General features: G+C 38.6%; 27 protein-coding genes, 1 other RNA gene and 1 pseudogene. 11 read left to right on the plus strand and 18 right to left on the minus strand.

The features are described from left to right. Nucleotide 1: 1 nt before the first annotated feature. Both aroD and I588_RS23490 read right to left on the minus strand, forming a co-directional pair. Nucleotides 2-751, minus strand: coding sequence for a type I 3-dehydroquinate dehydratase (gene aroD, locus I588_RS23485; protein WP_010756121.1), 750 nt, complete (start codon nt 749-751; stop codon nt 2-4). A 14-nt stretch (nt 752-765) separates the two neighbouring features. Then, complete coding sequence (locus I588_RS23490; RefSeq protein ID WP_010756120.1) at nt 766-1,938, minus strand: class I SAM-dependent rRNA methyltransferase; 1,173 nt, start codon at nt 1,936-1,938, stop codon at nt 766-768. A 188-nt stretch (nt 1,939-2,126) separates the two neighbouring features. Between I588_RS23490 and I588_RS23495 the strand changes: the two genes are divergently transcribed. The 3 genes from I588_RS23495 (at nt 2,127) to I588_RS23505 (ending at nt 6,634) form a co-directional block, all read left to right on the plus strand. Beyond that, the gene (locus tag I588_RS23495) at nt 2,127-4,253 is read left to right on the plus strand and encodes an LTA synthase family protein (protein ID WP_010756119.1); all 2,127 of its coding nucleotides are present in this window, start codon (nt 2,127-2,129) and stop codon (nt 4,251-4,253) included. Between the two features lie 147 nt (nt 4,254-4,400). After that, nucleotides 4,401-5,069, plus strand: coding sequence for a hypothetical protein (locus tag I588_RS23500; protein WP_010756118.1), 669 nt, complete (start codon nt 4,401-4,403; stop codon nt 5,067-5,069). A 122-nt stretch (nt 5,070-5,191) separates the two neighbouring features. Beyond that, entirely contained in the window at nt 5,192-6,634 is a 1,443-nt protein-coding gene (locus I588_RS23505; protein ID WP_010756117.1) for an NCS2 family permease, read from the plus strand. A gap of 19 nt (nt 6,635-6,653) precedes the next feature. Here I588_RS23505 and I588_RS23510 read toward each other — a convergent pair whose 3' ends face one another. Both I588_RS23510 and I588_RS23515 read right to left on the minus strand, forming a co-directional pair. After that, nucleotides 6,654-8,123 (minus strand): sensor histidine kinase, encoded by a 1,470-nt coding sequence (locus I588_RS23510; protein WP_010756116.1) that lies wholly within the window; start codon nt 8,121-8,123, stop codon nt 6,654-6,656. Further along, nucleotides 8,120-8,839, minus strand: a complete 720-nt coding sequence (locus I588_RS23515) for a response regulator transcription factor (RefSeq protein WP_010756115.1) — start codon at nt 8,837-8,839, stop codon at nt 8,120-8,122. The genes I588_RS23510 and I588_RS23515 overlap by 4 nt, the downstream gene beginning before the upstream one ends. Before the next feature lie 147 nt (nt 8,840-8,986). Between I588_RS23515 and I588_RS23520 the strand changes: the two genes are divergently transcribed. The 8 genes from I588_RS23520 to I588_RS23545 all read left to right on the plus strand — a co-directional run bounded on the left by I588_RS23520 (nt 8,987) and on the right by I588_RS23545 (nt 13,713). Further along, nucleotides 8,987-9,754: a Cof-type HAD-IIB family hydrolase gene (locus tag I588_RS23520; protein ID WP_010756114.1), complete on the plus strand. Its 768-nt coding sequence runs from the start codon at nt 8,987-8,989 to the stop codon at nt 9,752-9,754. A 70-nt stretch (nt 9,755-9,824) separates the two neighbouring features. Next, nucleotides 9,825-10,192, plus strand: a transfer-messenger RNA (tmRNA) gene (ssrA, locus tag I588_RS27065). 230 nt (nt 10,193-10,422) lie between these two features. Beyond that, a complete protein-coding gene (locus tag I588_RS23525; RefSeq protein WP_010756113.1) occupies nt 10,423-11,751 on the plus strand; it encodes a Y-family DNA polymerase in 1,329 nt (442 codons plus the stop codon). Further along, nucleotides 11,744-12,100 carry a hypothetical protein gene (locus I588_RS23530; protein ID WP_010756112.1) on the plus strand — a complete coding sequence of 119 codons (357 nt, stop codon included), beginning with the start codon at nt 11,744-11,746 and terminating at the stop codon, nt 12,098-12,100. The genes I588_RS23525 and I588_RS23530 overlap by 8 nt, the downstream gene beginning before the upstream one ends. Nucleotides 12,101-12,274: 174 nt before the next feature. Then, nucleotides 12,275-12,544 (plus strand): hypothetical protein, encoded by a 270-nt coding sequence (locus tag I588_RS23535; protein WP_010756111.1) that lies wholly within the window; start codon nt 12,275-12,277, stop codon nt 12,542-12,544. Then, the gene (locus I588_RS23540) at nt 12,541-12,828 is read left to right on the plus strand and encodes a hypothetical protein (protein ID WP_010756110.1); all 288 of its coding nucleotides are present in this window, start codon (nt 12,541-12,543) and stop codon (nt 12,826-12,828) included. The genes I588_RS23535 and I588_RS23540 overlap by 4 nt, the downstream gene beginning before the upstream one ends. Before the next feature lie 36 nt (nt 12,829-12,864). Next, on the plus strand, nt 12,865-13,038 hold the full coding sequence (locus I588_RS27435; RefSeq protein WP_010756109.1) for a hypothetical protein: 174 nt from the start codon (nt 12,865-12,867) through the stop codon (nt 13,036-13,038). A 435-nt stretch (nt 13,039-13,473) separates the two neighbouring features. After that, nucleotides 13,474-13,713 (plus strand): hypothetical protein, encoded by a 240-nt coding sequence (locus I588_RS23545; RefSeq protein ID WP_010756107.1) that lies wholly within the window; start codon nt 13,474-13,476, stop codon nt 13,711-13,713. 13 nt (nt 13,714-13,726) lie between these two features. On the opposite strand, the gene I588_RS27945 is transcribed toward I588_RS23545, so the two are convergent. The 14 genes and pseudogenes from I588_RS27945 to I588_RS23610 form a co-directional block, all read right to left on the minus strand. Then, the gene (locus I588_RS27945) at nt 13,727-14,434 is read right to left on the minus strand and encodes a peptidoglycan amidohydrolase family protein (RefSeq protein ID WP_010756106.1); all 708 of its coding nucleotides are present in this window, start codon (nt 14,432-14,434) and stop codon (nt 13,727-13,729) included. 101 nt (nt 14,435-14,535) lie between these two features. Next, entirely contained in the window at nt 14,536-14,937 is a 402-nt protein-coding gene (locus I588_RS23555; RefSeq protein WP_010756104.1) for a phage holin family protein, read from the minus strand. Nucleotides 14,938-14,970: 33 nt separating this feature from the next. Beyond that, entirely contained in the window at nt 14,971-15,099 is a 129-nt protein-coding gene (locus I588_RS27075; RefSeq protein ID WP_010756103.1) for an XkdX family protein, read from the minus strand. Then, on the minus strand, nt 15,099-15,473 hold the full coding sequence (locus tag I588_RS23560) for a hypothetical protein (RefSeq protein WP_010756102.1): 375 nt from the start codon (nt 15,471-15,473) through the stop codon (nt 15,099-15,101). Before I588_RS23560 ends, I588_RS27075 begins: the two co-directional genes overlap by 1 nt. 12 nt (nt 15,474-15,485) lie before the next feature. Continuing rightward, complete coding sequence (locus I588_RS27950; protein WP_010756101.1) at nt 15,486-15,983, minus strand: hypothetical protein; 498 nt, start codon at nt 15,981-15,983, stop codon at nt 15,486-15,488. Beyond that, nucleotides 15,983-16,429: a hypothetical protein gene (locus I588_RS23570; RefSeq protein WP_010756100.1), complete on the minus strand. Its 447-nt coding sequence runs from the start codon at nt 16,427-16,429 to the stop codon at nt 15,983-15,985. The genes I588_RS27950 and I588_RS23570 overlap by 1 nt, the downstream gene beginning before the upstream one ends. A gap of 310 nt (nt 16,430-16,739) precedes the next feature. Next, a pseudogene (locus tag I588_RS28150) lies at nt 16,740-17,222 on the minus strand (hypothetical protein); the annotation flags it as partial. Then, nucleotides 17,215-18,126 carry a phage baseplate upper protein gene (locus I588_RS23580; protein ID WP_010756098.1) on the minus strand — a complete coding sequence of 304 codons (912 nt, stop codon included), beginning with the start codon at nt 18,124-18,126 and terminating at the stop codon, nt 17,215-17,217. The pseudogene I588_RS28150 and the gene I588_RS23580, both read right to left, overlap by 8 nt. Continuing rightward, nucleotides 18,126-18,584 carry a CHAP domain-containing protein gene (locus I588_RS23585; RefSeq protein WP_010756097.1) on the minus strand — a complete coding sequence of 153 codons (459 nt, stop codon included), beginning with the start codon at nt 18,582-18,584 and terminating at the stop codon, nt 18,126-18,128. The genes I588_RS23580 and I588_RS23585 overlap by 1 nt, the downstream gene beginning before the upstream one ends. 38 nt (nt 18,585-18,622) lie before the next feature. Continuing rightward, nucleotides 18,623-21,361, minus strand: a complete 2,739-nt coding sequence (locus I588_RS23590) for a phage tail tip lysozyme (RefSeq protein WP_010756096.1) — start codon at nt 21,359-21,361, stop codon at nt 18,623-18,625. Continuing rightward, entirely contained in the window at nt 21,358-22,143 is a 786-nt protein-coding gene (locus I588_RS23595; protein ID WP_034692444.1) for a hypothetical protein, read from the minus strand. The genes I588_RS23590 and I588_RS23595 overlap by 4 nt, the downstream gene beginning before the upstream one ends. 4 nt (nt 22,144-22,147) lie before the next feature. Beyond that, nucleotides 22,148-25,651 carry a phage tail tape measure protein gene (locus I588_RS26610; protein ID WP_010756094.1) on the minus strand — a complete coding sequence of 1,168 codons (3,504 nt, stop codon included), beginning with the start codon at nt 25,649-25,651 and terminating at the stop codon, nt 22,148-22,150. Nucleotides 25,652-25,837: 186 nt separating this feature from the next. After that, nucleotides 25,838-26,179 carry a hypothetical protein gene (locus I588_RS23605; RefSeq protein ID WP_010756093.1) on the minus strand — a complete coding sequence of 114 codons (342 nt, stop codon included), beginning with the start codon at nt 26,177-26,179 and terminating at the stop codon, nt 25,838-25,840. A 31-nt stretch (nt 26,180-26,210) separates the two neighbouring features. Then, entirely contained in the window at nt 26,211-26,417 is a 207-nt protein-coding gene (locus I588_RS23610; RefSeq protein WP_010756092.1) for a hypothetical protein, read from the minus strand. Nucleotides 26,418-26,455: the final 38 nt, after the last annotated feature.

Consider the following 26,455-nt stretch of genomic DNA (forward strand, 5'->3'; position numbering starts at 1 on the left):
TTCAGCTGAATTCTGCCAAGATAGCAGCCAGCTTTTCTACTTCAATCTGACCCTCAGCAGAAGAATGCCCCGGCAGACAGCCATAAGTCATGCAAGAGCCGTCTAAATACCCAGCAACTCGGGAAAGCTTGCCCAGTTTACCAATCGATACGGTAATCGTCGGAAGTGTAACAAAGGTTTGCGCCTTCATAGTCATTTCCATTAAGCGAATAACATCCCCCTCATTATCAGGGACAACCACAATTTTTGCTATATCTGCGCCCCAATGCTCCATCATGTTTAGGCGGAAAAGCAGCACAGCGTTTTCTGGCGTTCCTTGATAATTGTGATCACTTAAAATTACTTTAGTATCCAATGCCTGCATCCATTTTATGAAAGTCGAACCTAACTTATCTACGTGGCTTAATTCAATATCAGCAATATCAATCGCCCTAGAAGAAACTGCAAACTCGTTAATACGACGATATTCCCGCAAAGTCAACTCAACTTGACCGCCTTCTGGTTTGGTACGGAGATTAAAAATTAACGGAATTTCCCGCAGCTCATCTCGTAAAGCCAGTAAAGTGATCAATAATTCTTCATCATCTAAAATATCCTTGTAATAATCAGCCCGCCACTCAATCACATCAGCATGCTTTTTGGCCTGACTAGCCTGCTCAATAATCTCATCAAAGGTAGTGCCAATTAACGGGACACATATTTTCGGTTTTCCCGCATCAAAGCGGACATTTCTCACTTGTACATCCATCATCGTCATCGTCTCCATCACCGTTTTTGAATTTCATATAATAAGACTTTTAAATAATTGCTTTCAGCCAATTGTTCAATTACTGGAAAATCCGCCGGCAAGCGATAGCTTTCCTTTAAATGATAACTGACTTTTCGTTCCTTAAACACTTGTTCAATGGCCAATTGAAATTTTTCAATGGCATAATTTGAAGCATTTGTAGAAGCAATAATTGTGCCTTTTGAAGCTAAAATATCTAAACTGCCTTCAATTAGTCGTCCGTAATCCTTTAAAACGGAAAAAGTTTTCTTTTTATTTCTGGCAAAGCTGGGCGGATCTAAAACAATCAGATCGTACTGCAATTCTTTTCTGGCAGCATAACGGAAATACTCAAAGGTATCCATCACAACAATTCTGTTTTGATCCAGTGAGAGTCCATTAACTTCAAATTGTTCTTTAGTTTTCGGAAAGCTGCGTTGCGCTAAATCAACACTAGTTGTTTCTACAGCACCACCGTAAGCTGCAGCTACTGAAAATGCGCCAGTATAACTAAACATGTTCAAAACCCTTTTGCCTATAGCCTCTCCCTCGACCAAGCGTCCTCTAACCTCTTTTTGGTCCAAGAAAATCCCCGTCATATAGCCTTCATCTAAATAGGTAGCATATTTAACTCCATTTTCCAAAACCAATAATGGCTCGTGAGGTTTTTCACCTGATACCCAATGACTTTCAGGCCGTTCACTAGAAAAGCGAATCTTTTCCACCATTCCCTTGGGATGAAGAATCTTCTGCAAACAGTCTGTCAGCATTCGGCGAAAATGATAAATTGTCTCGTTATACCAGGAAACAACTAAATAACCATCGTAATAATCAACCGTTATTCCGCCTAAGCCATCTCCTTCGCCATTAAACAGGCGGAAAGCAGTGGTCGTTTCATCGGAAAAGAAAAATTGACGACGATCAACCGCTTGTTGGAATAGCTGCTCAAAAAAGGCCGGCTCCATTGCTGCTTGTGAATAATCAACCACCCAACCAATGCCTTTGTTTTGTTTGCCTAAGTAGCCAGTTGCTATATATTTCCCTTGTTTATCGACAAATTCGACCCATTCTTTTGGTAAGTCTTTATCGTTTTTCTTTAAGTCTTCTTTTTGAATTAATGGAATTCCGCGACGAATTTTCTTCGCTGCTTGATCTTTTATTTCTACACGCACATTTAATCCCTGCTTTCTTACTTAATAGTATAGCAAAGAAATCGCTCTTATTGTGCTTATAAAGTTTTTTTAAATATCATTTCTTCAGCTTTAGGAAAGATTGACGTACCCCCTCTGAGCAGGTAGAATGACAAGGAGTGAACATAATTCACATTCTGACACTTCTTCTATAGAAAGGAAGTCATTCATTGAAAAACTTAAAATCACCCACTTTTTTAAATAAGCGTTTAGGCTTTTACGCTTTATTAACATTTCTACTGTGGGCGAAAAGCATCTTTGCTTACTTATTCGAATTTAACTTAGGGATTGAAAGTCTTCGTCAATACTTCATTTTATTTCTGAACCCAATTGCTACGACAATGTTCTTATTGTCGATTGCGTTATATGTAAGAAGACCTAAAGCAGCCTATCGAACCATGCTGTTCATCTATGCTTTAGCAACTATTCTGTTGTTCTCTAACGTAGTATACTACCGAGAATTTACTGACTTCATCACCGTTAATACCTTATTAGGTGCTGGAAAAGTTGCCAGCGGTTTGGGAGAAAGCGCAATTCGTTTGTTCCGTCCATATGACCTGCTGTTTGTCTTAGACTTAGTGGTTCTTCCGATTTTACTTTGGAAAAAAGTGATCAAGCGGGAGGAACGTCCGGTTCGAGCTCGGATGGCCTTTGCTATGACAGCCTTGTCTGTGATGGTTTTCTCAGCTAACCTATTTTTAGCAGAAGCAGATCGTCCCGAATTGTTAACTCGGACTTTCTCACGGGATTACTTGATTAAGTACTTAGGGGTTAACGCCTTTACAGCCTACGATGGAATTCAAACGTATAAAACCAATCAGGTTCGTGCAGAAGCTAGTCCTAATGATTTAACGGAAGTAGAATCTTACGTGAAGAATCATTATGCTGCGCCTAACGATGAGCTTTATGGTATTGCCAAGGATAAAAATGTTATCTACATTCACTTGGAAAGCTTCCAACAATTCTTAATTGATTACAAGTTGACTGACGAAAATGGTCAAGAACATGAAGTAACACCATTTATTAATAGTATCTTCCATCAAAACAGCACCTTCAGTTTCGACAACTTTTTCCATCAGGTAAAAGCTGGCAAGACCTCCGATGCTGAAACTTTGCTGGAGAACTCATTGTTTGGATTGAACCAAGGTTCCTTGTTCACCCAACTAGGTGGCAAGAACACCTTCCAGGCAGCTCCTGATATTTTGAAACAGGAAGCTGGTTATACTAGTGCTGCCTTCCACGGAAACTCTGGTAACTTCTGGAACCGTACTGAAACTTACAAACGTTTTGGTTATGACTACTTCTTTGATTCTTCTTATTATGATGTCAATGAAGATAACTCATTCCAATATGGTCTGCATGACAAACCTTTCTTCCAGCAATCTGTGAAGTATCTGGAACGTTTGCAGCAGCCTTTCTACTCTAAGTTTATTGCAGTGTCAAACCACTATCCATATAGTGAGTTTCAAAATGATGAAGCTGGTTTCCCAATGGCTAACACTGATGATGAAACCATTAACGGTTATTTTGCTACTGCCAACTATTTAGACAAAGCGGTTGAAGAATTCTTTAACTACTTAAAAGCAAGCGGCTTGTACGAAAACTCAGTGATCGTAATGTATGGTGACCACTATGGTATCTCTACTTCTCGAAATTCTGAATTGGCACCATTGCTTGGAAAAACCAAAGAGTCTTGGACGAATTTTGACAATGCTCAAATGCAGCGAGTTCCTTACATGATTCATATTCCAGGTCAAGAAAACGGCGGTATTAACCATACGTATGGTGGTGAAGTCGATGCCCTGCCTACGCTATTGCATTTACTGGGAATTGATTCAAGTAAATATATTCAATTAGGACAAGATTTGTTGTCACCAGAAAATGATCAGCTCGTTGCTTTCCGCAGCGGTGATTATGTAACACCTGATTACACTTACTACGGCGGTAGTCTTTATGATAACCACACTGGCTTTATGGTGACTGCACCAGATGAAAACCTGCAAGCTAAAGCTGACGGTTGGAAGCAAGCAGTAAGTGATCAATTGAGTACCTCAGATGATATAAACAATGGTGATCTTTTGCGATTCTATACCGGAAGCGGCATGGAAACCATCGATCCAAGTGATTATGACTACAAAAATGGGTTGCAGCAGCTTCAGAAAACTGAAAGTAAACTGGGGGATAAATCAACCAGTGTTTACAGCAAGCTGGGAACCTCAACTGAAAATCTGTACAATACTCAAACATACAAGCAGTATCATAGTACAGAGGAATCAGCAACACCGGTACAAGAGTAATTCCAAACCATCTAGTGATTTCACTAGATGGTTTTTTTATCTAGAACTTATTATGTCTTTTGCAAACAAAAAAAGTGTCGCATTTTCTTAGAGACTTCATACTTCTTTCAAATTCACTTTTTATACTAGTAGTGTGAGGTGAGATGCATGAGTTCCATACAAACAGCTTTGAGTGGTCTTTCAAAAAGCAAACTTGTTTTCTATTTATCTTTTGCTTTTGCCAGCATCGCTTTATTTGCATTAACAACATTACTTTTACTATATTCAATGATTTCACAATTGCATTCTAGTTTGATAACCTATGATATCCAGTTGTTTACTTCCGGCGAAGTGCAGGAAATTCAATCCTTTTACGTGAACTGGTTTATGTATAGTTGTCTTGGAATATTAATTGTTTTGTTTTTCAGTTTTGTGTTCCTTTTTATCAAGCGTGGGAATGTGATCAGTTATTTGACGTTAAATCCCCTTGTATTTACTCTTCGTGTATTGTTTATTTTATTGTTGGCCTTTGTCTTTTTAATGGCCTTGTTCGTAATCTTTGAATCTAGCTACCAACAAATTTTACAGCGCTTTTATCAATACAGCTTGGATAAATTTAATGACTTGCCGAATTTTGTCTTAAGCAACGGCGACAGCGGCTTTGCCTTTTCTGTTAGATGGCCTCTTTCATTGGATATTTCTTCCAGAACCTTTTTTCAGCTGTTTATGAGTTCTTTAGTAAAAGCAGCGGGTCTGCTAACCATCTTAGTGCTCCCTGTCAGTCTTTTCTTCCGATTATTGATCAAAAAACGCCAACTTAGGAGTGTTCGTGACTAAAACACGAACATTCTTATTTTTTTTGTTCATTTCATTCTACTTTTGGTTGAAATACTGAGCCAGATTACATATAATCGGAAAGTATTCATTATTACTAATTTATTTAAGGAGCGTTTATTCTGATGGAAAAGTTTTTCAAGTTGAAGGAACAAGGAACAACTGTTTCAACTGAAATAATGGCAGGAGTTACTACCTTCTTTGCCATGAGTTACATTTTATTTGTTAACCCGACAATCTTGTCTGCTGCGGGCATGCCGTTTCAAGCGGTCTTTTTGGCGACAATTATTGCTTCGGTAATTGGTACTTTAGTAATGGGTTTGTTCGCCAACGTTCCTTATGCACAAGCACCTGGGATGGGACTAAATGCCTTCTTTACTTATACAGTAGTATTTGGTTTGGGCTATTCTTGGCAGCAGGCGTTAGCTATGGTTTTCCTTTGTGGGATTATAAATATTCTAATTACTGTAACCAAAATTCGTAAGCTGATTATTCATGCGATTCCTGAGAGTATGCAACACGCTATTGGCGGCGGAATTGGGATTTTTGTGGCTTATGTAGGAATTAAAAATGCTAATTTACTGGCTTTCTCAGCAGATTCGGCAACAATTACTAGTAGTGTAGTGGAAAATGGAAAAGCAACAAGCGTAGCTATGAATAGCGGTGTGGTCCCTGCTTTGGCTAACTTTAACAATGCACCGATTTTATTAGCGGTGATTGGCTTGGTATTAACAACCATTTTAGTAGTAAAAAATGTCCGGGGCGCTATTTTGATTGGTATCGTAGCAACAACCTTAATTGGTATTCCGATGGGTGTTGTACAATTGGGCGCTATTGATTTCCAAAGCAACTCATTAGGCAGCTCCATTCAAGAGCTTGGTACAACCTTTGGTGCAGCCTTTGGTTCAGAAGGCATGGGATCTTTATTCTCTGATTCTTCAAAATTACCACAGGTGTTAATGACGATTTTAGCCTTCAGTTTGTCGGACACTTTTGATACTATCGGTACGTTTATTGGAACAGGTCGTCGAACTGGCATTTTCTCTAAAGAAGATGAAATTGCTTTAGAAGCAGCTAACACAAAGGGCTTTAAAACCAAAATGGATCGCGCATTATTTGCCGATGCGATTGCTACTTCTATTGGTGCCATTTTCGGTACTTCTAATACCACAACTTATGTGGAATCGGCTGCTGGCATCGGTGCTGGTGGACGGACAGGTTTAACCTCAGTAGTTGTGGCGGCCTTGTTTGCCTTAAGCAGTTTATTCTCTCCACTGATTGCAATTGTTCCAGCACAAGCAACTGCACCAGCTTTGATTTTGGTTGGGGTAATGATGATGGCTTCTTTTGCGGATATCAATTGGTTAGATTTAGAGGATGCTGTGCCAGCCTTCTTCGCAAGTATTTTCATGGGATTGTGCTACAGCATTTCTTACGGGATCGCAGCTGGGTTTATCTTCTACGCAATTGTGAAGGTTGTCAAAGGCAAGGCCAACGAAGTTTCTCCTGTTTTATGGGTAGTGAACCTGCTCTTTATTTTGAACTTTATTATTTTAGCAATCTTATAAGAAAAAAACGGAGCAACCCTTATGGGCGCTCCGTTTCTGTTTGTTCTTCTACTTCTTCATCGGGAAAGCTAATCGTAAAGGTGGTGCCTTTTTCAAGCTCACTTTCAACTTGAATGGTTCCTTTATGCAGCCGAACCAGCTCTTGGACAATCGACAAGCCCAAACCTGATTCCCCGTATTTCGTATTTTTGCGAGAAGGATCGACCTTATAGTAACGGTCCCAAATATTTTTTACCTGATCCTCACTCATTCCAATTCCAGTATCTGATATTTGTACGATCGTCTTCTTCTCTTCTTTATGGACACCGATTGTAATCGTACCGTCAGTTGTAAATTGAATGGCATTTTGAATGATGTTCACCATAATTTGAATAAAGCGATCATAGTCTGCATAAACATCAATGGATTCATTGGTAGTCAGAATTAGTTGATCTCCAGAAGCTTGTGCTTTGGCATCCAGTTGAGTAAGCAACCCGCGCAGGGCTTTTGTAGCATCAAACTTCTTAACGATCATGCTAATCTGATTGGTTCGAATTTTTTCATAATCCAGATTTTCGTTGACTAAACGAATGAGTCGTGCAGTCTCGTTTTGCATTAAGCTGATTGCTTTGCTCCGCTGATTTTCTGGAATAGCATTGTATTGGAGCCCTTCCAGTAATCCATTAATTGTGGTCAAAGGCGTTCGCATCTCATGTGCTGCATCTGCCATAAACTGTCGTCGCCGCTCTTCCTGTCGTTCAATTTCCTCTTGCGATTCTTTTAAAGAGACAGTCATGCTGTTGAAATCATCGGCTAAATCATCAAACTCATCCTTGCCTTTATTAGGAATCGTTACATCAAAATCACCACTCGCAATTTTTTTCGTTGCTGAACGCATCCGATTGATTCGTTTCACTTGGCGAGTTGCAAAAAAGTAACTAACAAAGATAGCGACCACGGAAGCCACAATGAAGCCTTTGAATAAATCGCTGGTTACCGAAGCCACACTATCACTAACATTGCCTGCTGGCTGTGTCACAATTAACACGCCATAGAAAACTTCACTTTTAAAAAAAGGTGCCATGGCATAGGAAGTCGAGCTCTTGTTACCGTATATGTCTGTTGCACGGGTTATTTTTTGTTCCTGCCCTTGACTTAACTCTTTCCATTGACTTTTTGTAATTAGACTTTGCTCAGCAACTTTCGTATTGCCAGGATATCGAATGATCTGATCACTGCTTATAAATACAAATCGGACATTCTGAGGCTCTAGCATATTTTCAGTCAGACCAACCGCTCTTAAAAAGGCTTCATCTTCGTTTACATATGGATATTGATCCGATAACTCTCTAGCTGTTTTTTCAATCGATCGGGTATAACCAATCAACTGATTATAATTGCTCTCTTCCATCGAATGCCTAGTAAATTGGGTAAAGGTAACGCCTAAAGTCAGCAATATTAACAAAATCAATCCGCCAAAAGCTAAAAGCTGCTGGTAGAGGTATTTCATTTGTCGACTCCAGAGTCATCAAATTTGTAGCCGACACCCCAAACGGTTTGAATCACCTGAGGACCGACCTTTTCAATTTTTTGGCGCAACTTTTTGATATGGGCATCAACCGTTCGTTCATCACCAAAATATTGATAATCCCAAACCAATTCTAACAATTGCTCACGAGTAAAGACTTGGCGTGGTTTTTTGGCCATTGTGTACAGCAAATCGAACTCTTTAGGAGTTAAACCATCAATTGGTTGATTTTCCAAATAAGCTTCCCGTGTTTTCAAGTTCATTTTGAAGTGCTGTGTTTGAATATCAAAGGTTCCTTCAGCGGCGCCACCGTTTTGTTGCTCATTTGCTAACTCGCTGCGGCGGTGCAAGGCTTTGATTCGAGCAATCAGTGTTAATGGTGAAAACGGCTTAGTCACATAGTCGTCGGCCCCCATTTCCAAACCAATAACCTGGTCACTTTCCGAATCTCTGGCAGTTAGCATAATAATTGGGACCGTACTGGAAATTTTCCTAATTTCCCTACCAACCTCCATACCATCCATACTAGGCAAATTCAAGTCCAAGGTAATCATGTCCCATTTTTCTGGCGCTTCTTTAAAAGCATCTAGTCCTTCTTTCCCGTCGTATTTGAATGTAGCCTCCCAGCCTTCGTTTAAAAAGAACATTTGCATCATTTCTGATACAGATTCATTATCTTCAATCATTAGTATATTCATGTCATTTCCTCCAATATCGGTCTTTCTCATAAATAGTATACTCTAAATCGGTCTTTTCAACCATTACCTTACCAGTATATTCAATAAGTATTTGTTTTTTCTTCAATTATTGCTAAGATAAAGAAAAAGGGTTAAAGGGGAGTATTCATGTACAAAGGAATTGCATTTTTTGATTTAGATGGAACATTATTAGATAGCAAGTCGCAAATCACTCCTGAAATTAGTGAAGCGGTGACTCAATTAAAGAAAAACAATATTTTGCCAATTATCGCCACTGGCCGCAACGAGCGAGAAATCCAAAAGATTAAGCAGGCGGCTAATATTTCTTCATGTGTCACCATGAATGGTATGCTGGTTAAGGTAGAGGGAGCCATTGTCGAAGCCAATGAAATTGATCCTAGCGATTGTAAAACTATGTTGGATTTTGCACGTGAATTAAAGGACGAGCTGGCCTTTCACTCAACCGATCAGCTGTTTATTTCTGGGGTAAATGACTATGTGAGAAAATCCTATGACTATTTCCATTTAGATTTACCGCCGATTCATCCGACTGCTTATCATGAATATATTACGCATATGATTCTGGTCTTATCTGAAGGTAACGATTCAATTTATCAGGAAGCTTTTCCAAAATATACGTTTTACCGGAATGGACCGTTTTGTATTGATGTGGTGAATAAAGGCATTTCAAAAGGAACGGGGGTCCAATCGATTAAGAATTATTTGCAGCTTCAGGAAATTCCGACCTTTGCGTTTGGTGATGGTATCAATGATTTGGATTTATTAGACGCTTGTGATCATAAAATTGCAATGGGAAATGCCTTACCAGAAGTCATGGAACGAGCTGACTATATTACTGACAAAAATACCAATGGTGGGATTGTCAAAGCTTTAAAGCATTATGATTTGATCTAAACTTGAGGATCCCTTTTTGCTTTTTTACTGTAAAAATGGTATACTCATTTTTGCAGTAAAATTCAATAAAGGGGACGTTACGGATTCGACAGGCATAGTTTGAGCCCGAATTGCGCTTCGTAGGTTACGTCTACGTAAAAACGTTACAGTTAAATATAACTGCTAAAAACAATAACAACTCTTACGCTTTAGCTGCCTAAAAACAGTTAGCGTAGATCCTCCCGGTATCGCCCATGTGCTCGGGTAAGGGTCTCAAAATTAGTGGGATACGTTTTAACTTTCCGTCTGTAAGTTAAAAAAGAGAGCATCAGACTAGCAATGTCTGCGGCCTGTCATGCGGCAGAAGGCAACGCGAATTTTAAATAGTATGACTATGAGCGTAGATTTTTGAGTAGTCAATATGTTTGGACGCGGGTTCGACTCCCGCCGTCTCCATTAATAGTTTTCGGTAGTTTTCGTAAGGAGCAAAAACCTTGTTATATAGGGTTTTTACTCCTTTTTTATTTTCTCTACTTTTCGCTAATACGAATCATATGGCATTCAATTTGGCATTCAGAATGCTAGTTAAATATCACGTCATAAACTTTATACCACCAATTGGGAGTTCACTCTTTACAAAAGGGAACGTATGTTTGTATAATGATGGTAACCTGGGGAGGTTGATCATTATGATTGATTATACAAAGGAGCCCTTAAATGACTATTTTCTAATTGACATGAAATCATTTTACGCTTCTGTGGAATGTGTGGCTAGAGGCCTTGATCCATTAACAACTGAATTGGTAGTGATGTCTAGGGCTGATAATACTGGTCATGGGTTAATACTGGCCTCAAGTCCGGCTGCAAAAAAGAAATATGGAATAACGAATGTTTCAAGGCCGAGAGATTTGCCCCATCCGTATCCCGATAGTCTTATTATTGCGCCACCACGCATGAATTTGTACATCAAAGAAAATATCAAGATTAACAACATTTTCAAAGAATTTGTAGCTGACGAAGATTTGCTAATCTATTCTATTGATGAATCTATTTTAAAAGTCACGAAGTCTCTGAGTCTTTTTACTACCTCTGAATCCAGGAGTGATCGAAGACATGAATTCGCCTCACTTATTCAAGAACGCATATTCAGGGAAACTGGTTTATTTTGTACCATCGGCATCGGGGATAATCCGCTTTTAGCTAAATTAGCTTTAGATATTGAATCAAAGCACAATTATAATTTCATCGCTGAGTGGACGTATAAAGATGTTCAAACTAAAGTTTGGAGTATCGATAATTTTACGGATTTTTGGGGCATCGGTAGAAAGACTGCAGAAAAGTTCAAAAGACGTGGGCTGAGAACCATTGGTGACTTGGCTCATTACAATCCTTATTTGCTTAAGGAAAGTATGGGAGTAATTGGGCTGCAACTCTGGTACCACGCAAATGGAATAGATCGAACAGATATATCAGAACCCCCTCCAAAAACCAAAGAGAAATCTTACGGGAACTCTCAAGTATTACCAAAGGATTATACAGATGTCACAGAAATCGAAATAGTTGTTAAAGAAATGGCTGAACAAGTCGCCTCTCGTATTCGGCAGCAATCCTGTAAAACAGAATGCGTACATCTCTCTATAGGAACATCAATTGCTGAAACAAGAAATGGCTTCTCACACCAGATGAAGATACCAGCTTCAAATGATACACGAACTCTACAGCATTATTGCTTACATTTATTTAGAAAATACTACGAAGGCCAGGAAGTTCGTCATGTTGGCGTTTCTTACTCAAAACTAGTATACACTGATGCGTTGCAGCTTGATTTGTTCACAGACCAAGAGAAACAAATTGAACAAGAAAACCTAGATTTGATCATTGATAAAATAAGAGAAAAGTATGGCTTTACTTCTATCGTGCGTGCTTCTTCACTTGTGGAAGGTGCTAGAAGTATAAAAAGATCCACCTTGGTTGGAGGCCATGCTGGAGGCAATGGAGGTATGATGAATTATGAATGAACCTGATTATCAAGACAGAGGTTTGCTGAAATGGCTTGGTTTTTATTTATCCGATCATACTGAATTAATTAACAAAGAAAAGACTATAGCTGCTAAATTTAATCCATCCAAGCCATCAATGGAAAGTCATGAAATCAAAGAAATAATAAATCAAGCTATTATCAGGCAGCAAATTGTTTCAATTCAAAAAGAGGAGCGGGACCTGCAGGGTAGATTCCCAGATGACATAATTGGAATCATTGAAGGTGGCGATGAACTGGGTCTATTTATCTCCGGACATAAGATTAATTACGATGAAATAAGGAATATACAAATTGTTCCGTTTTCAAAGTGGAGTAATTTGTCATGAATTTTGTCAGAATGTATGAATTCGGATTGATTTCTTTTGAAGAGCTAAAGGAAGAACTGTGGAATTTCGGACCTAATTCGATTTATACAATCGGTGAAAATTGCTTTAAGTTTTACATATCAAAAGCACTAGGATATCACGATAAAAAATACTATATTGAGGAGTTGTTCACATATGAAATCATTAACAGGAACTGTAACGAAAATCAAAATAGTCAACATGACCCCTTCGCTGATTTTCTTTAAGTTAGATAATGTTAACTGCTTGATTGCTAGAAACTCACTCAACTTTTTTGCTGATGCCTCAGAAGGAATGAAGGTTACGATTGCAGGCTATTACAACAAAAGAAATCAGTTCATCGTGCAAAGATATTGCATTAACGGACAAACCCAGCTTATGATTGATGTAGAAACTATTCAAAATCGAGAGAAGGTTTTTGCATGAAATCAGCTGATATGCTCACCGCCTTATCAACAAACGCATCTGATAACGATCCGGAAGGAATTTTCTATATGCATAATTCCCAGCTACTCGCTTTTACAGGGATTCGCATTGATTCTACTAACAACTTAGTTTTGTATCGTGAAAATAAGAAACCAAACCTGACAATGAAAGAATTTCTTACGACCTTGATGAAAAATAAAAAATTAGCACTAATGTATTTAAGCGGAGCTGAATCTCAGAACATTTATGGCTTTAGAATGGAAAACAGAAAAATAATTATCTGATTTTTGCGTATCTTCTTATTGAAAGGAGGATATGTAATGAACGTAGTCATGCCCTTACCAAAAATTGTGCAAGTATTTAATGAAAAGAAATTACTATTGGAAATCTCTTGTTGTGATGAAGAGCTTGCATTAAGAATGTATGATTTTTTTGTCATCCCAATAGAACAAGCGAAAGTAGATTATTTACGCAATGATAATCGAAGTCTTTAATTGCTTGCCCTCAATAGTGAGGGCTTTTTTTTGTAAAAAGCTTGATGTAACAGCAAAATCCTATTGACTTTATATATCCTAGAGTATATAATATAAATATAGAAAGGCAAGGGAGGTGGAAATGATGAAATTAGATGATTTAAAAAAGGCAGTCGAAATTGTCGTAGGAGTTTTAACAGGCGCTCACCTATTGAAGAAACTCTTAGAAAAAGACAAAAACGACTAACCTTTAAGGGGAGGTTACCTCCCCTTTCATCTACATTTTATCATGCTTATTATGAAAAAGAAATTACCTTTGATTTTCCTTTTACTATTCAACGTTGTGACGGTTATTGCTTTAATAACTGATGTGGCATCAAGTAGTTGGGGGACGTTCTCCATTATCGTAAATACACTTTATGTGCTCACAATAGATAGAAAGGAGAATAAAACCTAATGAAATACAATCTTACTGTACTTCGTAAAGAACTGTATACGTTTAAGGATGCAAGTATAAAGCTAGGTAAAAAGCCAAACTACCTAAACCAGATGTTTAAACTCCATCCAGATTGGTTTCACCCAGATACCATAATGCACATTGGACGCGAAAATATCATTAGTGAAGAAGGCATAAACTTTTACAAAGACAATGCATCTATTAGAGCAGCAAAAAAAGCCCCAGCCGATCAAGGCTAGGGCTTAACTTATCTTAAATAGGTTTACGTTTAATAGCTTCAGCTAAGCGAACATTCCAAGGGCCTTTTTTCTCTTGCCATTCAAAGTAAGGCATTTCTTTCCCATTATTAGCTTTGTAAATCTCATTCAAAATGTGTTTTTCATCAGGATGGTTTAGTGGTCGAATTGCTTGCCCGTCAAAGTAGTAAATTGTGTCACCTTTATCAGTTAATTTGTAGAAACATTTCATCTCAATCTCTCCTTTTTTTGTATTGTTTTGTGTTGGTTTAGTATTACTAGGCTGAGCGCCTTTTAAACGGTAAGCGTAAAAGTACGGGCAGCCAGCCATTACCCACCTTTGATCATGATTAGCAATAATGGTCGTATTTTTCCATCCAGTGCATTCAATCCAGTTTTGATTATCTAAGGCGGTTCCTGTATGGCCTCCTGCTCCGGCTGAGTATCCTTTTCGCCCCCAAATAATCACATCTCCACGCTGCATTGGAAAATCGCTATTTTCTGCAATCAATTCAAAACCAAGCTTTAATAAGTAATCATGTAGGGTTTCTGTGCTAGGAATGTATCCATAGTTAAACCCACCAGCTTGACGCAAAGTATAATAAACCGATCCCGAACAGTCACAGGTACCATCCGTATAGTAGCGAGAACCATACATGCTATATGAACTATTGTTCACGTATTTTTGAACTGCTGATAACCCAGCTTCAATATTCAAAGCCATCTACTTTTCCTCCTTTTTCTCAGGATGTTCAGGCTGAGGTTGTAATCCAACATTTTTATCATTTGATTTTTCATAAAGCTCTTTGGCCTTTTTCATGTCCATTATTTTTCCTCCCCCTTATCTCTAATTTGTAAAAATACTGTACGTAGTTTTTCTGGTAATGGAATAAATACTGACACATTTTCCAAAAAAGAAATTCCTTCATTTGCCAAATAGAACATAATTACCACTTCTCGTAGTGGAATAGCATTCCCTAATATTTTTTCAAGTTCTACTGCAACACCTACAACAATAAAAATTAGAATTTTTTTCAATAATCCATTAAATCCTACTCGGCTGCTGATTTGCTGCAGCTTCCAGCCCTTCATTAATCCAGTGATATAGTCAACAACTACTACAACCATCAACGTGTGCAAAATTGTATCCATGCCCCCCAACCAACTAACCGCAAATCCTCCTACTAGCCCGAAAACAATTGAGATACTATTCAAATATTTTTCCAAAATCATTAACTCCTTTCCAAAATAAAAGAGAGCCTAAAATGGCTCTCCGGTAATCTTTTCAAACTGTGTTTCAGTAATACATTCTGGAACGAATTCTCTCACCTGCTTCACATTAAAGCAGCCCCAATCAAACATCATCTTTACATCAGTGTAGGTAAACATTATGCAGCACCTCCGATTTGAGTTTTAAGCTCTTCGATTTCTTTATTGATAGCCACGTCATTCAGCATCAATTTACCGTTTAATTTCGCCATCGAATCAGTCTTACTTGTCAATGCTTCATTTGATTCTTTAAGTTGTTTATTGTCTACCTCTAAACCAACTGCTAGATTCTCAAGTAACGCAAGTTTTTTAGAATAATCTTGCGTTACTGCTTCTTCCCACTTTCCAGCTTCAAAGTTGAAAAATTGTGATTGGTCATTGACTAGTCCGGTCAATGGTTCAACTTCAACAAACGGTAAAACTGTTGGGAAGTCATTTGCTACCTCATGGATTTCAAAGCCTAATGGATAAAGTACCTTATAAATTGTTTTCATTTCTTATTCCTCCTAAGCATTTTTGGCTGGCCAATGGCATGACGCAGTGATCCAAGTACCTGCCTGAAAATCAGAACCTGCCGTCATTTCTCCAGCAGGGGTAAAATAAATCATTTCTCCTTTGGTGCTAACTACCAGGACACGCATAGTTATGTCTGGTTGATATTCAGTACCAATATTTGTAATCAAGCGAGTGTCTTTATACCATACTTTCTTTAGCTGAAATGAACATGAAAATGTAACACCAGTCCCCTCACGATAAAAATCCATTGATCCGGATTGAATATCGCTGTTTTCTGTACTAATTCGTTTGCTAACTTTCGCTCTTAATGATTTTTCACTGATGGTTTTACCTTTGACTTGTATTCCATCTTCGAAGTTCTTAACACCTTTGACTGTTTCATTTCCAGTAGCCTTAACTAGTTTCCCAGTAATACCGTCAATTGCATCGGCATGAGTTTTCATATATTTAGGTTCGCCTTTTTCTTTAAGTTGATACACGTCTACCATTACACTTCACCTACCTTTTCAAAAGTAATACCTGAATTTGATAATCCATCCAGTTTCTTTTTATCGGCTGCTGACATTAATCCTGCAGTGGTTTGAGTTGCGGCAGATGGATTTTTTTGAGCTCCGCTTTCAATCGCATTCAGTTTAACTTTATCAGCTGCGGCCATTAAACCATTCGCAGTTGTAGTTGCTGGCGTTGTAGTCGTAGCATTTTGTCCTGGATCACCTTTATCTCCTTTAGGTAAAATAAAATTGAATCTGGCCGCACTAGAAGTTCCCGCATTGGTTACTGCAGCAGTTGTACCACTGGTCACAGTACCGACGGTTATCGTCGCTGCATCACCCTTATCTCCTTTTAAGAGTGTGGGTTTCCCCTCTAATGCTTCCCAATGTGTTTGTGGAAAGACCTGTATACCTTCCTGTTTTACTTTTACAATATCTGTCATTTTACACTTCCCCTACTTTCTCAAATGATACACTCGAAATTTTTGAATCTGTATATTCTCTTGCATCTTCAATGATTTCTACCAATTTTTCATTTAGATAATCCTCACTTACTCCACCACTGCTGCCGCCTCCTGTAGCACTTATAACACCAGTGTTTGAAATTGAGATCCCAACGCCTGCGGTGTAATTAAGCTGAGGGTCTGCGGATAATGTTTCATCAGTTATCGTTAATCCACGGCCAACCTTCACTCCGCCTTTTGTCTCAGCAGATGCCGTTGGCAATTGATAGTCCGTACTACTTTCGACCAAGGCACTAATTACACCTTCATCACTTATTGAAATATTGGTGCCTGCCGTCAAATTCTTAAGCGACTCTAATTTACTTTTTAGTTCCTGAGTGAAATTGAAATCAGTCTGTTTTAAAGCTGATACTTTTCCAGTAGCGTCAATAGTCAACAGTTCGCCAATCCTTATGCCCCCAAGCTTGTCTACCGTGGCGATTGGCAAAATATAATCACACTCTCCTGAATTCAGTAGTTTTTGATACAATTCCGCTGTTAAAATACCGTCAGTAGTCTCAGATGCGTAAGGCAACTCAGTTATTGCATTTTCTAAACCCAAATCCGATTTGGTGATAACAACAGCTCCAATTTTCCCATTGACAGAAAGAACCTTTGTTTCACCAGAAATTAGTTTATCTAAACCTAGAATGGCACTTACATGTGTGATCGGCATAAATTGCCATTGGACACCGTTATCATCCGTTTCCATCATCCGTTTGATTTTAACCATCGATCACACCTACCTTTTCTATGGTGAAAGTGTTTTGTTTAGCATCATCCACCGTTGCTATAATTAAAGCACCCTCTTCGTTTAAATTATCCACAGTTCCGACCTTCTCAACCTCATGATTTGAAGAAAAGTTATCGTCTTGTAAAATACTCAGAAATTCTACTTCACCATAATCAATGGTGAACAGCCTAGCTTGCAGCCTTTGGTACAAATACTCAAAATCAGCTAAAAGCCGATCGCCAATGGAATTGTGCCGAACACCTTGAATGTCAACACGCGCATCCATCAATTCCAGCAAAAGGGTGCCACCTGGATCGATCTCGGCTAGTACAGATTTGATTGATTCAAACCACGCTAAGTATTCTGATTCTTGACCATCACGCCAAGACTCGAATGTATCTTGTTGATTTTTTCGCCAAGATTCGAATTCTTCTTTCCTTGCCGCCATCCAATCATTGAAATCACCTTTTCCAGCATTAATGAAAGCTGTCATATCAGCAATTAAATCCTCAATTGTCTGCCAATACGAGCCCATCTCGGCTTCCGTCTTTGAAACGGCTTTGACAACAAAATAGGAGAAGTCTTGTGTAGTTGCAACCAAGTCTTCTCCTTTGATAATAATTATGTTAGCTGTCTGCTTGTGTAATTTTTGCATTGTATATTCATCGAACGTATAGCGAATTTTTCCGTTCCCAGCATCAACGATTTCGCAGGAACGTTGTACAGCATAGCCACCAATAATTGATTCAATATATGCATCGCATTGAGTAAGGTCATAAGGCTTCCCGTTCTCTACTATTGTCGCTTCCATAATTTCACTATTTCGGTTTCCCTGACGGACCTGGATAATTCCAATATGGTTAAAAGGCTCAGTCGTGCTCAAAGTAACGTTCCATTTTGCCATTATAGCATCACATCCTTTTCAAAATCTGGAGGAATACAAATAGAAGCAATGTGTTCAGAACCATAGAATTCACGCTCATATTGCGAGACTATTTCACCGGATTCACCATTTTGTTCGTACGTTTGTATTTTTCCGTTTTCTAACCCGCTAATCACTCCAGTATGACCGAAGTTCTTATGAGCTCTTAAAAATTCACTTACTTTGGCTCCTCGCCGCCAGTTAATTATAGCCCCAACCTTTAACTGATCATAAAGGGGATTCTCAATAACTTCCCATAAATACAAGTTCCAATTATATGCAGTCCCAATGTCAGCCGCGGAAAAGACATTTCCATTGCGTACTTTTATCTCATACTTTGTTCCAGCTCCTAAATCGGGACCAATCATTACTCCAGCGTACTCTGCTGCCAAAGCGTAACACTGTCTATTGCCGACGGTTTGATTTAAAAGCTGTTTCATACGATTTATTCCTTTTTTATCAATCAAATAATCACCACCTATTTTAATGCTCTAGCCAGACAGACATCGCCTCCATTTAATAGCCAGCCGAATGATTGATCCACTCGACCAATACCAACACCGCCAACTTGAGAACCACCCATTTCTATAATGGAAGTGGTATACCCATGCCAGTCTTCAGCAAGTATTGCTGTGTGTCCATTTGCACCGGCACCACCTCCTTGATTCACTATCAGAACATCACCGGCTTTTGCTTCACTTTGTGCTATTTCTGTGAGCCAATTTTTAGGACCTCTTGCATCACTAGTCATTGATCCGGTATACCATCCAACACCTGGTGGCGTACGATAGCCGGCTTTTGTTAAAACTAACCATACAAAAGAAGAGCAGTCAGCATATCCATTGCGATCTGGATTCTCTACTGAGCCAAATTGTGTTCTTAATGGCATTGAATAATTGAAATAGTCCAGCAAGCTTTTAGCTGTATCCAGGACATCTCCACCACCAGAAGGGATTTTTAAATTTTTAAACTTGTTATACCAATGATTAGCGTAATCAATTCTTTCTGGATGTGAATTCAATGGACGTTCAAAGTTCTTTTCAAATGCAGTAGTTGCCGTAGCAATATCTGTCATTTTAAGAAATTCAGCCCAAGAATATGGATAAGCAGAGCTTGCTATCCATTGTCCGTTTGGACCGTGCCAGAATAATAATTTCATTTGAGCCACACTGGTATCTGGATCATCTGTAATTCCTGCTTTTTGCATAAGTGAAATCATATAATCTCGTCCAACAGTACCTTTTAAAGTCCATTGGAAAAGGCCATATCCGAAGCCCGGTGTCCCTCCACTTTCATCAGCAGTCGGTCGTGCATCTGACTCTCCCTGTGCATTTCCGCATAAGGCTGCAGCCGCTTCTTGAGTACACCCTGCAGCAATCGCGCTCGCCCAGATTATCCAATATCTTTTATCTCTTTCATCTGTTACTTCTGGAGGAAATTCGCCATTCCATGAACCGCTACCTCCTCCACCCTGTCCTGGGAATACCTGCTCATTCTTAATTTTCAAATCCTGAGTAACGTTCACATTGCCATCTAGTTCAATGTCTGGTGCGATTAACTGTATTTTCTTACTATGCTTTAGCATGATACTATCTTTGTTAATATGAAACGTTTCGGCAGTTCCATTATTGTTAAATTGGAAATGCAGAATTGGATTGCCACCGTTAGTTAATAAATTGATGGTAGCAAGCTGCTTGTCATCGGCGGAAAGAAATCTAACTGTTCCATTTTCTATCTTAATTTTGGTTCCATTCGGATTTATTGTCTCGAACGTTGAACCGTAGATGTCCGTCCCCTTAATAGTTGATCCAGTTATATTGACACCGATAATATCTATCGCACGAAGGATTCCAGCACGTATAAAATCAGCATAAAATGTACTATCAATTGTCCATGCTGTTGTAAAAGGGCCTTTCCAACCACTTTTTGAAAAACCAATTCCCGACTTATTCATTCTCAGAACATGCTTGGCCTTTTCTACATCTTCGTTATCCATAATCAAGATATCTGAAGGTCTATTCTTTGGCCAATGGACAACGTGTCCGCCATCATTTCCTGTAATAACTTTTGAAGCATTTAGCAGATCATCATGAAGTTCACTATGTGTTTCCTCGATTTTATCTCTCGTCTCCTGGACTACTTCTTTAATTGTTCTGGTATACATGCCAGGATCATTCCCTAAGATAAGGTCCTTATACATTCCCAACCTCGGGTAATAATTGTATTCGATCATTCGTTCTTCAATAGTGATATCTTGCTTTTGAAGCTTGCCATGCAGCGAATCACCTAGTTGGAGAGTAAACAAATCCTTATACATGGAATACTCCTCGGTTGAAGCTAAATCAACTATACTCACTTTATGACTGACTTTAGGAATATGGACCTGTTGCTTGCCAAATAAATCATTTTTTGCCCAATCAATTAATTCTTGTTTCGTTTGGCATTGAGAATTCGTATATTTTCCGATAACTCGATTTTCATCAGTCACCTTATACTCTGTTGTCTCAATGTAAGCAGCTATAACTTCATCTCTATCGGCATCGTAATCACCTTCTTCTGTAGCACCTATTAGATACAGACAATTCGGACAAATAGCATCACTTATGGTTTCTTCAATTGAATCTAGATTTAATCCCATATCAATGGTGTAACCTTTATCAGTTCCAAGTCTTTCTCTCATTACTAAATTAAAATTATCCATATCCAGCTCTCCTCCGGACACACTAGCAAAGTTTTGAGCATTATTATTCGATCCGATCAAGGCATCTACTGGATAGTTCTGTTTAATAGTAAATTGGTGCTTGCCTTCCATAACACCACTGTATGTGAACCGCTGCTTAAAAACTAAAGAGCTTTGAATTTTTTTCATGATTTCGTCAACAGTTCCTTGTGAGACAAACATATTCTCTACAAAGTTTCGATTCGCATCAAATCCTATATGGTTTGCTACAAACGATATAGTGGTTAGGGTCTTGGTTGGAATCTGATTAATTCGAAATAGTTGCCAAGTACCATCTGGGCAGTAAGCTTTTAGAATGGCTTTAGACTTAATTAGCTTTGCGTGGTCACCATCAATTGAATAGACACCACTCAACATGAATCGACCATTTAACACTCTATTTATAAGCGGCTCATCTTCAAAATCTTGGAGTATGATTCCGTTATGAGAAAAGTCTGTCTCATTTTCATCGTAAATGCTCACGTCTCTTAAGCTCATAACCACAAACACCTCGCTTCCATTAAAGATGATTCAATGCCTGAAAATTTCCACAAGTTTACTCCAGTTTGGTTAACATAGGTATCCACATTCTCAGAGTATGGAAATATCCCTTCGGTTCTGACAAATTGATTGTTTTGTATTGCTATTTTCTTTTGGCAATCCAAAATAACCATTCCTTTTTGAGTTCCATTTAACACAAAAGAACGGCCATTCACCTCAATTCGAATGTCGCCCCCTTTAGATTGTAATTCGAAATATGGAAATGATGGCACCATTCCCGGATCATAAATCGAATAACTGCCCTCGTTTATTGTTCTTATTTCATTTCTCAATGTACGTTTAAAAGGCTCGCATTCAAAAGTTACTGTGAACTTCCAAAAGCTATTCATCTCGTTAAAGTAAGGCCTCGGTTGTCCCTTGTCTAATACCGTTGCATATCGATACTTATCTTGATCAATTGATAAAATAAGTTTGCCCGATCCAGTAAGCCATCTTTTGACCTCTTCCAAGTGGTCAAAGTCTGTTAACTGGATTTCTATTGGATATTCGAAAGAGTCATAATCACCAAATGTTCGGTGGAGTCTTCCACTTCTACCAGCTAGTTTAATTGATTCGACCTCTTTTACTGCTTGAACCTCTCCCAGTTCGGCATCAATGAAACATGAGTGATTCTTGAACGAATTCTCTCCTCTATAGGTGAATGAAGGTATGTTTTCATCAAATGTGTATAATGACGGTTCCATAGTCATCCATTCTTCTGTAGAACTTATTCTATTCAATTAATCACCCCCTAAATCCTGAATCTGCAATCTCAAAAGAACGTTGCATGTCTCGATTAAATTGATCATATTCCGAAATGCTATTCGTATTAAGCTTCCCAATGTGATTGATAATTTGCGGCGAATTATCTTTGCTACTCGCCATCATATCCATAAATTGATTCATCATTTCTAAAAACTTCAGCATCATTGGATCAGCTTTTGTTTCATTTTTTGTTACCATCTTTGTTTGTGCCGCCTCTACAATTCCATCTAGCAAAGGGGTTGTAATTTGGGACTGCGATAACGACTGAACAATAGATTCTCCTATCTTGCCTAAAACCTGATTGTTCAGAGGAACGGCAGCTTCTGCACCTGCTTCACCTACACCTTGCAAGACACCATCATAAGACCCAATTATTGTTGGTTTCTTGAAAATACCCCCCTTGGCATTCCACTTAACGTCTATTCCAGAAGGAAAAGAGATTTCTTTTCCCATAATGGTTTTACTAGAAGTCTTCAAACTAAATCTGGGAAACTTGATATTTCTAAAAAACGAAACAATATTATCTATGGCTTCCTTTATTCTGTCTCGTGCACCTTCGATTGGTGTTACAATTGCATCTTTAATCTGGTTAAACTTCTCTTTCGTAGCAGAGTAAGCATTGCTGAACTTATCACTGATTCCTTGCCAAATTTCACTCGCTGTATTTACTGCTGAATCTTTTGCAGAACTCATGCTCTCAAACACTGAGTTCTTTATTTCATTGAATTTTTCGCTTGCTGCTGTCTTCGTTTTGTCAAACCATGATGTTAACCCTGACCACATCTCAGAAACTTTTTGAATTGCTGCATCTTTGGTTTGTACTATAGGTGCAATCACAGTCTCTTTGAATAGATTCCATTTGACTGAAGCAAAAACAGTTATTTCATCCCATTTAGAAGATAGCCAAGCTCCTAGCTCTTGGAATTTGCCAGATACAAAAGTGAAGGCCTCACTTACTGGAGTAACAATAAACTGTAGAAATGCTGCCCAAGCGATTTGTACACCAGCAAGTATTAACAACCAAGCAGCTTGCAGCAAAGTTTGAATAAACGAGATAGGCACCATAATCGCATCAAGTAAGAATTGACCAATCTCCGATACTACAGAAACCATGCTATTAAACTTTTCAGCAACTATTTCTTTAATAGTATTGAATGTCTCAACAAACCATTCTTTAATGGGTGTCAACGTTTCAACAATACTGCTATAAACTTCGCTTGCCTTTTCAAAGACAATATCTTTCCATCTTGATACTGTGTTTGATATCCCAGTCGTGATTTCATACCATTTTTGACTTATAGTCGATCCAAGAGTAGAAAAAAACTCTCCAAACCAAGTACCAAGGTCTGAAAAGAATACTTTTATCTTATCCCAGTTTTTATAAATCAGAACTGCTGTTGCAGTTACAGCTGCCCCAATCACTAAAGGCCATCCGACAATAGCAGAAACAAACGCGGCAAGTGCTGGAACTAATGTACCGGTAATAAAGGCTCCTGCCCCAGCTAGTGCTCCTCCTGCTCCAAACAAACCCGCTATCGAACTTATTGCTAAAGCCAGCTTTCCAAACAATATAAGCAAGGGACCAACCGCAGCAACAATAGCAACAAAAGACATGATTAGTTTTTGTGTTGCTGGACTCGCATTACTAAACGATTCAGCTATTTTGGTTAAAATTTTGAATACTGGGTCCAATGCTTCAATCATATCCATAAGTGCGTCCAGAAGAGGACCACCTAATTCTATTCCTAAATCAGTGACCTTATTTTTAAGCATTTGTACTTTAGATTCAAAAGTTTCATATCGCTTAGACGCTTCCTCAGATAGTGCAGAATTTTCTTTCCACCCATCAGCGGAAATTTCTAAAGCTTCACCTAATAGTTCTCCTGCCCCACTCAACCGTAGCATCGTATCGACCTCTTGAGTAGAGGATATACCCATATCTTTCAAGATACTGGTTACATCTTCACCGGATTCTTTTGCCCTGCCAAGACCTTTGACAAATTCAACTAATGCAGCAGAAGCATCATCACGCCAGGCTTTTTGAAATTCTTCAGAAGACATGCCAGATATCTGAGCAAATTTCGATAGTTCTTCACCGCTAGACATGACTTGTGTCTGGATTTTCTGCATGACACGAGACATTGAACCGCCCCCAGCTTCAGCGTTTATCCCTACTGAAGACATTGCGGCTGCCATAGCAAGAATTTGATCCTCTGTCATATTTGCCTGTTTCGCACTACCAGCAAGCCTCAAGGACATTTCAACAATATCACTTTCGGTTGTGGCCATGTTGTTCCCCAAAGCGACAATAGAACTACCTAAGCGGTCAAAATTCTCTTGTGGCATTTGTGTGATATTAGCTAAACGAGCTAGGGCAGCTGCTGCATCCTCAGAAGAAAGGTTAGTCGCTTCACCCATTGCTATCATTGTTTCAGTAAAAGACAGAACGTTTTGAGTCTTGATTCCTAATTGCCCTGCTGATTCAGCTACTGCAGAAATCTCAGCAGCACTAGCTGGGATTTCCTTAGCCATATTTCGTATGCCTTTCTCAAGATCAGCATAGGAAACAATCACTTTGCCGTTTGAATCCACTTGTTCATCTACTGTTTTTTTAACGCCAGCAAACGCAGTTTCAAAGTCACTAGCTGCCTTGACAGACAAACCGGCCCCAGCAACAATCGGGGCCGTAACTCCCATAGTCCATTTTTTACCGACATCCTGAAGACCATTTCCTATATTTTTTGCCTTATCACTAAAATTTTGAAAACTATCGGTGGCCTTCTTGTATTCGTTAGTGAATTCTGTAGTAGCAATTTTTGCATCTAGCAGTTCTTTCTCAAGTTTATCCACTTCTGAAGAATTTTCGCCAAATTGATTCTTCGCTAAAGCAAGTTGTTGTTCTAGATTTTCAACCTGTTGTGCGCTATTTTTCATTTGATCAGCTAGGTACTGATTGTGCAATTTCGCTTTATCTGTTGCTTTAGCATTCTCTCCTAATTCAGCTTTTTGTAGTTCATATTCTTTAGTGAGCTTTTCTGAGGAGGACTGAAGCTTGTCTTGCTCAGACTTTAGGCTATCCAATTGTTTTGCTCTATCAGATTCTGCCTTCTTTGCGGCTTCAAGCTTCTGACTGGTTATTTCTATCTTATTCGCAATTTGTTGCTCGCTAATTTGAGCCGAGCGAAGACTTTTCTCCATAGTTGCAACAGCTTGAGAATTCTCACCGTACAAGCCTTTAGCTTCATCCAAGGCTTTTCTTGTTGCTTCCGTCTTCTGACTAGCCAAGTCATATTGTTTTTGTAAGTTGGATAACTCACCTGCATATTTTTGGCTTTGAGAACCAGTTAGCTTCATTTGTTCTTGCTCAAGCTTAAACTCCTGCCTCAGTTTTTTTCCGGCTTCTTCATTTTCTTTCAGTCCATCTTTAAACTGTTTATTGAAGACCTTAAAAGTAACTGAAGTTTCATTTTGATTCTTACCCACTCTGTTTATTCCTCCTTTCCTCCTCAGAAATTTTCCAAGCCTCGTACGCCAGTTTATTAAGTGCTATTTCATGTACAGAACTTAAGGGCAATTCCCAAAAGTCTTGTTCAGGAATCTCAAAAATAAAGACATAGAGACTATACAAGTCCTCTATGTCCTCAATCTTGATATCTGGCGCCGAAAATCCTAACGCTTTTTTTTATTTGTTTTCGCCTTAAAAGCTTTTGCAAATTCTTGCTTCCCCTTTTTGCTTATAACAGCTGAAAATATTTCTGCCGCTTCTTCAAAATCGAATTCGTATTTTTCTAAGAAATCCTCATAAGCCAAACCCTTGGGATTTGCTTGTCTATAGGCAATAAAAACACTATCAATTAAAACAAACTCGTCGATATCCTCTTTCTTTACAAAGGAGTTTATTAACAATTTTGTCTTGAATCCTTCTTTGTCGCGAAGGTTTTTCAGCAATAAAGCATTTACTTTAGGATTAACTGTTACTTCTTCTCCATCATTTAACGTAATTGTTCTCATTGTTTACCCTCCATACAAAAAAAGCGCAAGCCTAAGCTTCCACTCGTGAGTTGTACTCTTCAATCAGTTTGTTTAAAGCAGTAACAGTTTCATTCAGTTTTTCTGCAGTAATAGCATCACCTTTTTCCCATAATGGGATAAGTTGCAATTGTTCTTTCAACTGAGCTGGTTCTGCTTCGATGACATCACTTTTCGTTTCTTCGATTTCTTCAACTTCATTTTTCTTTTTTGCAGCCATGATTATCCTCCTTAATTTGCAACGATATACCCCACTTT

It is taken from the genome of Enterococcus pallens ATCC BAA-351 (assembly GCF_000407485.1).
Taxonomy (GTDB): domain Bacteria; phylum Bacillota; class Bacilli; order Lactobacillales; family Enterococcaceae; genus Enterococcus_A; species Enterococcus_A pallens.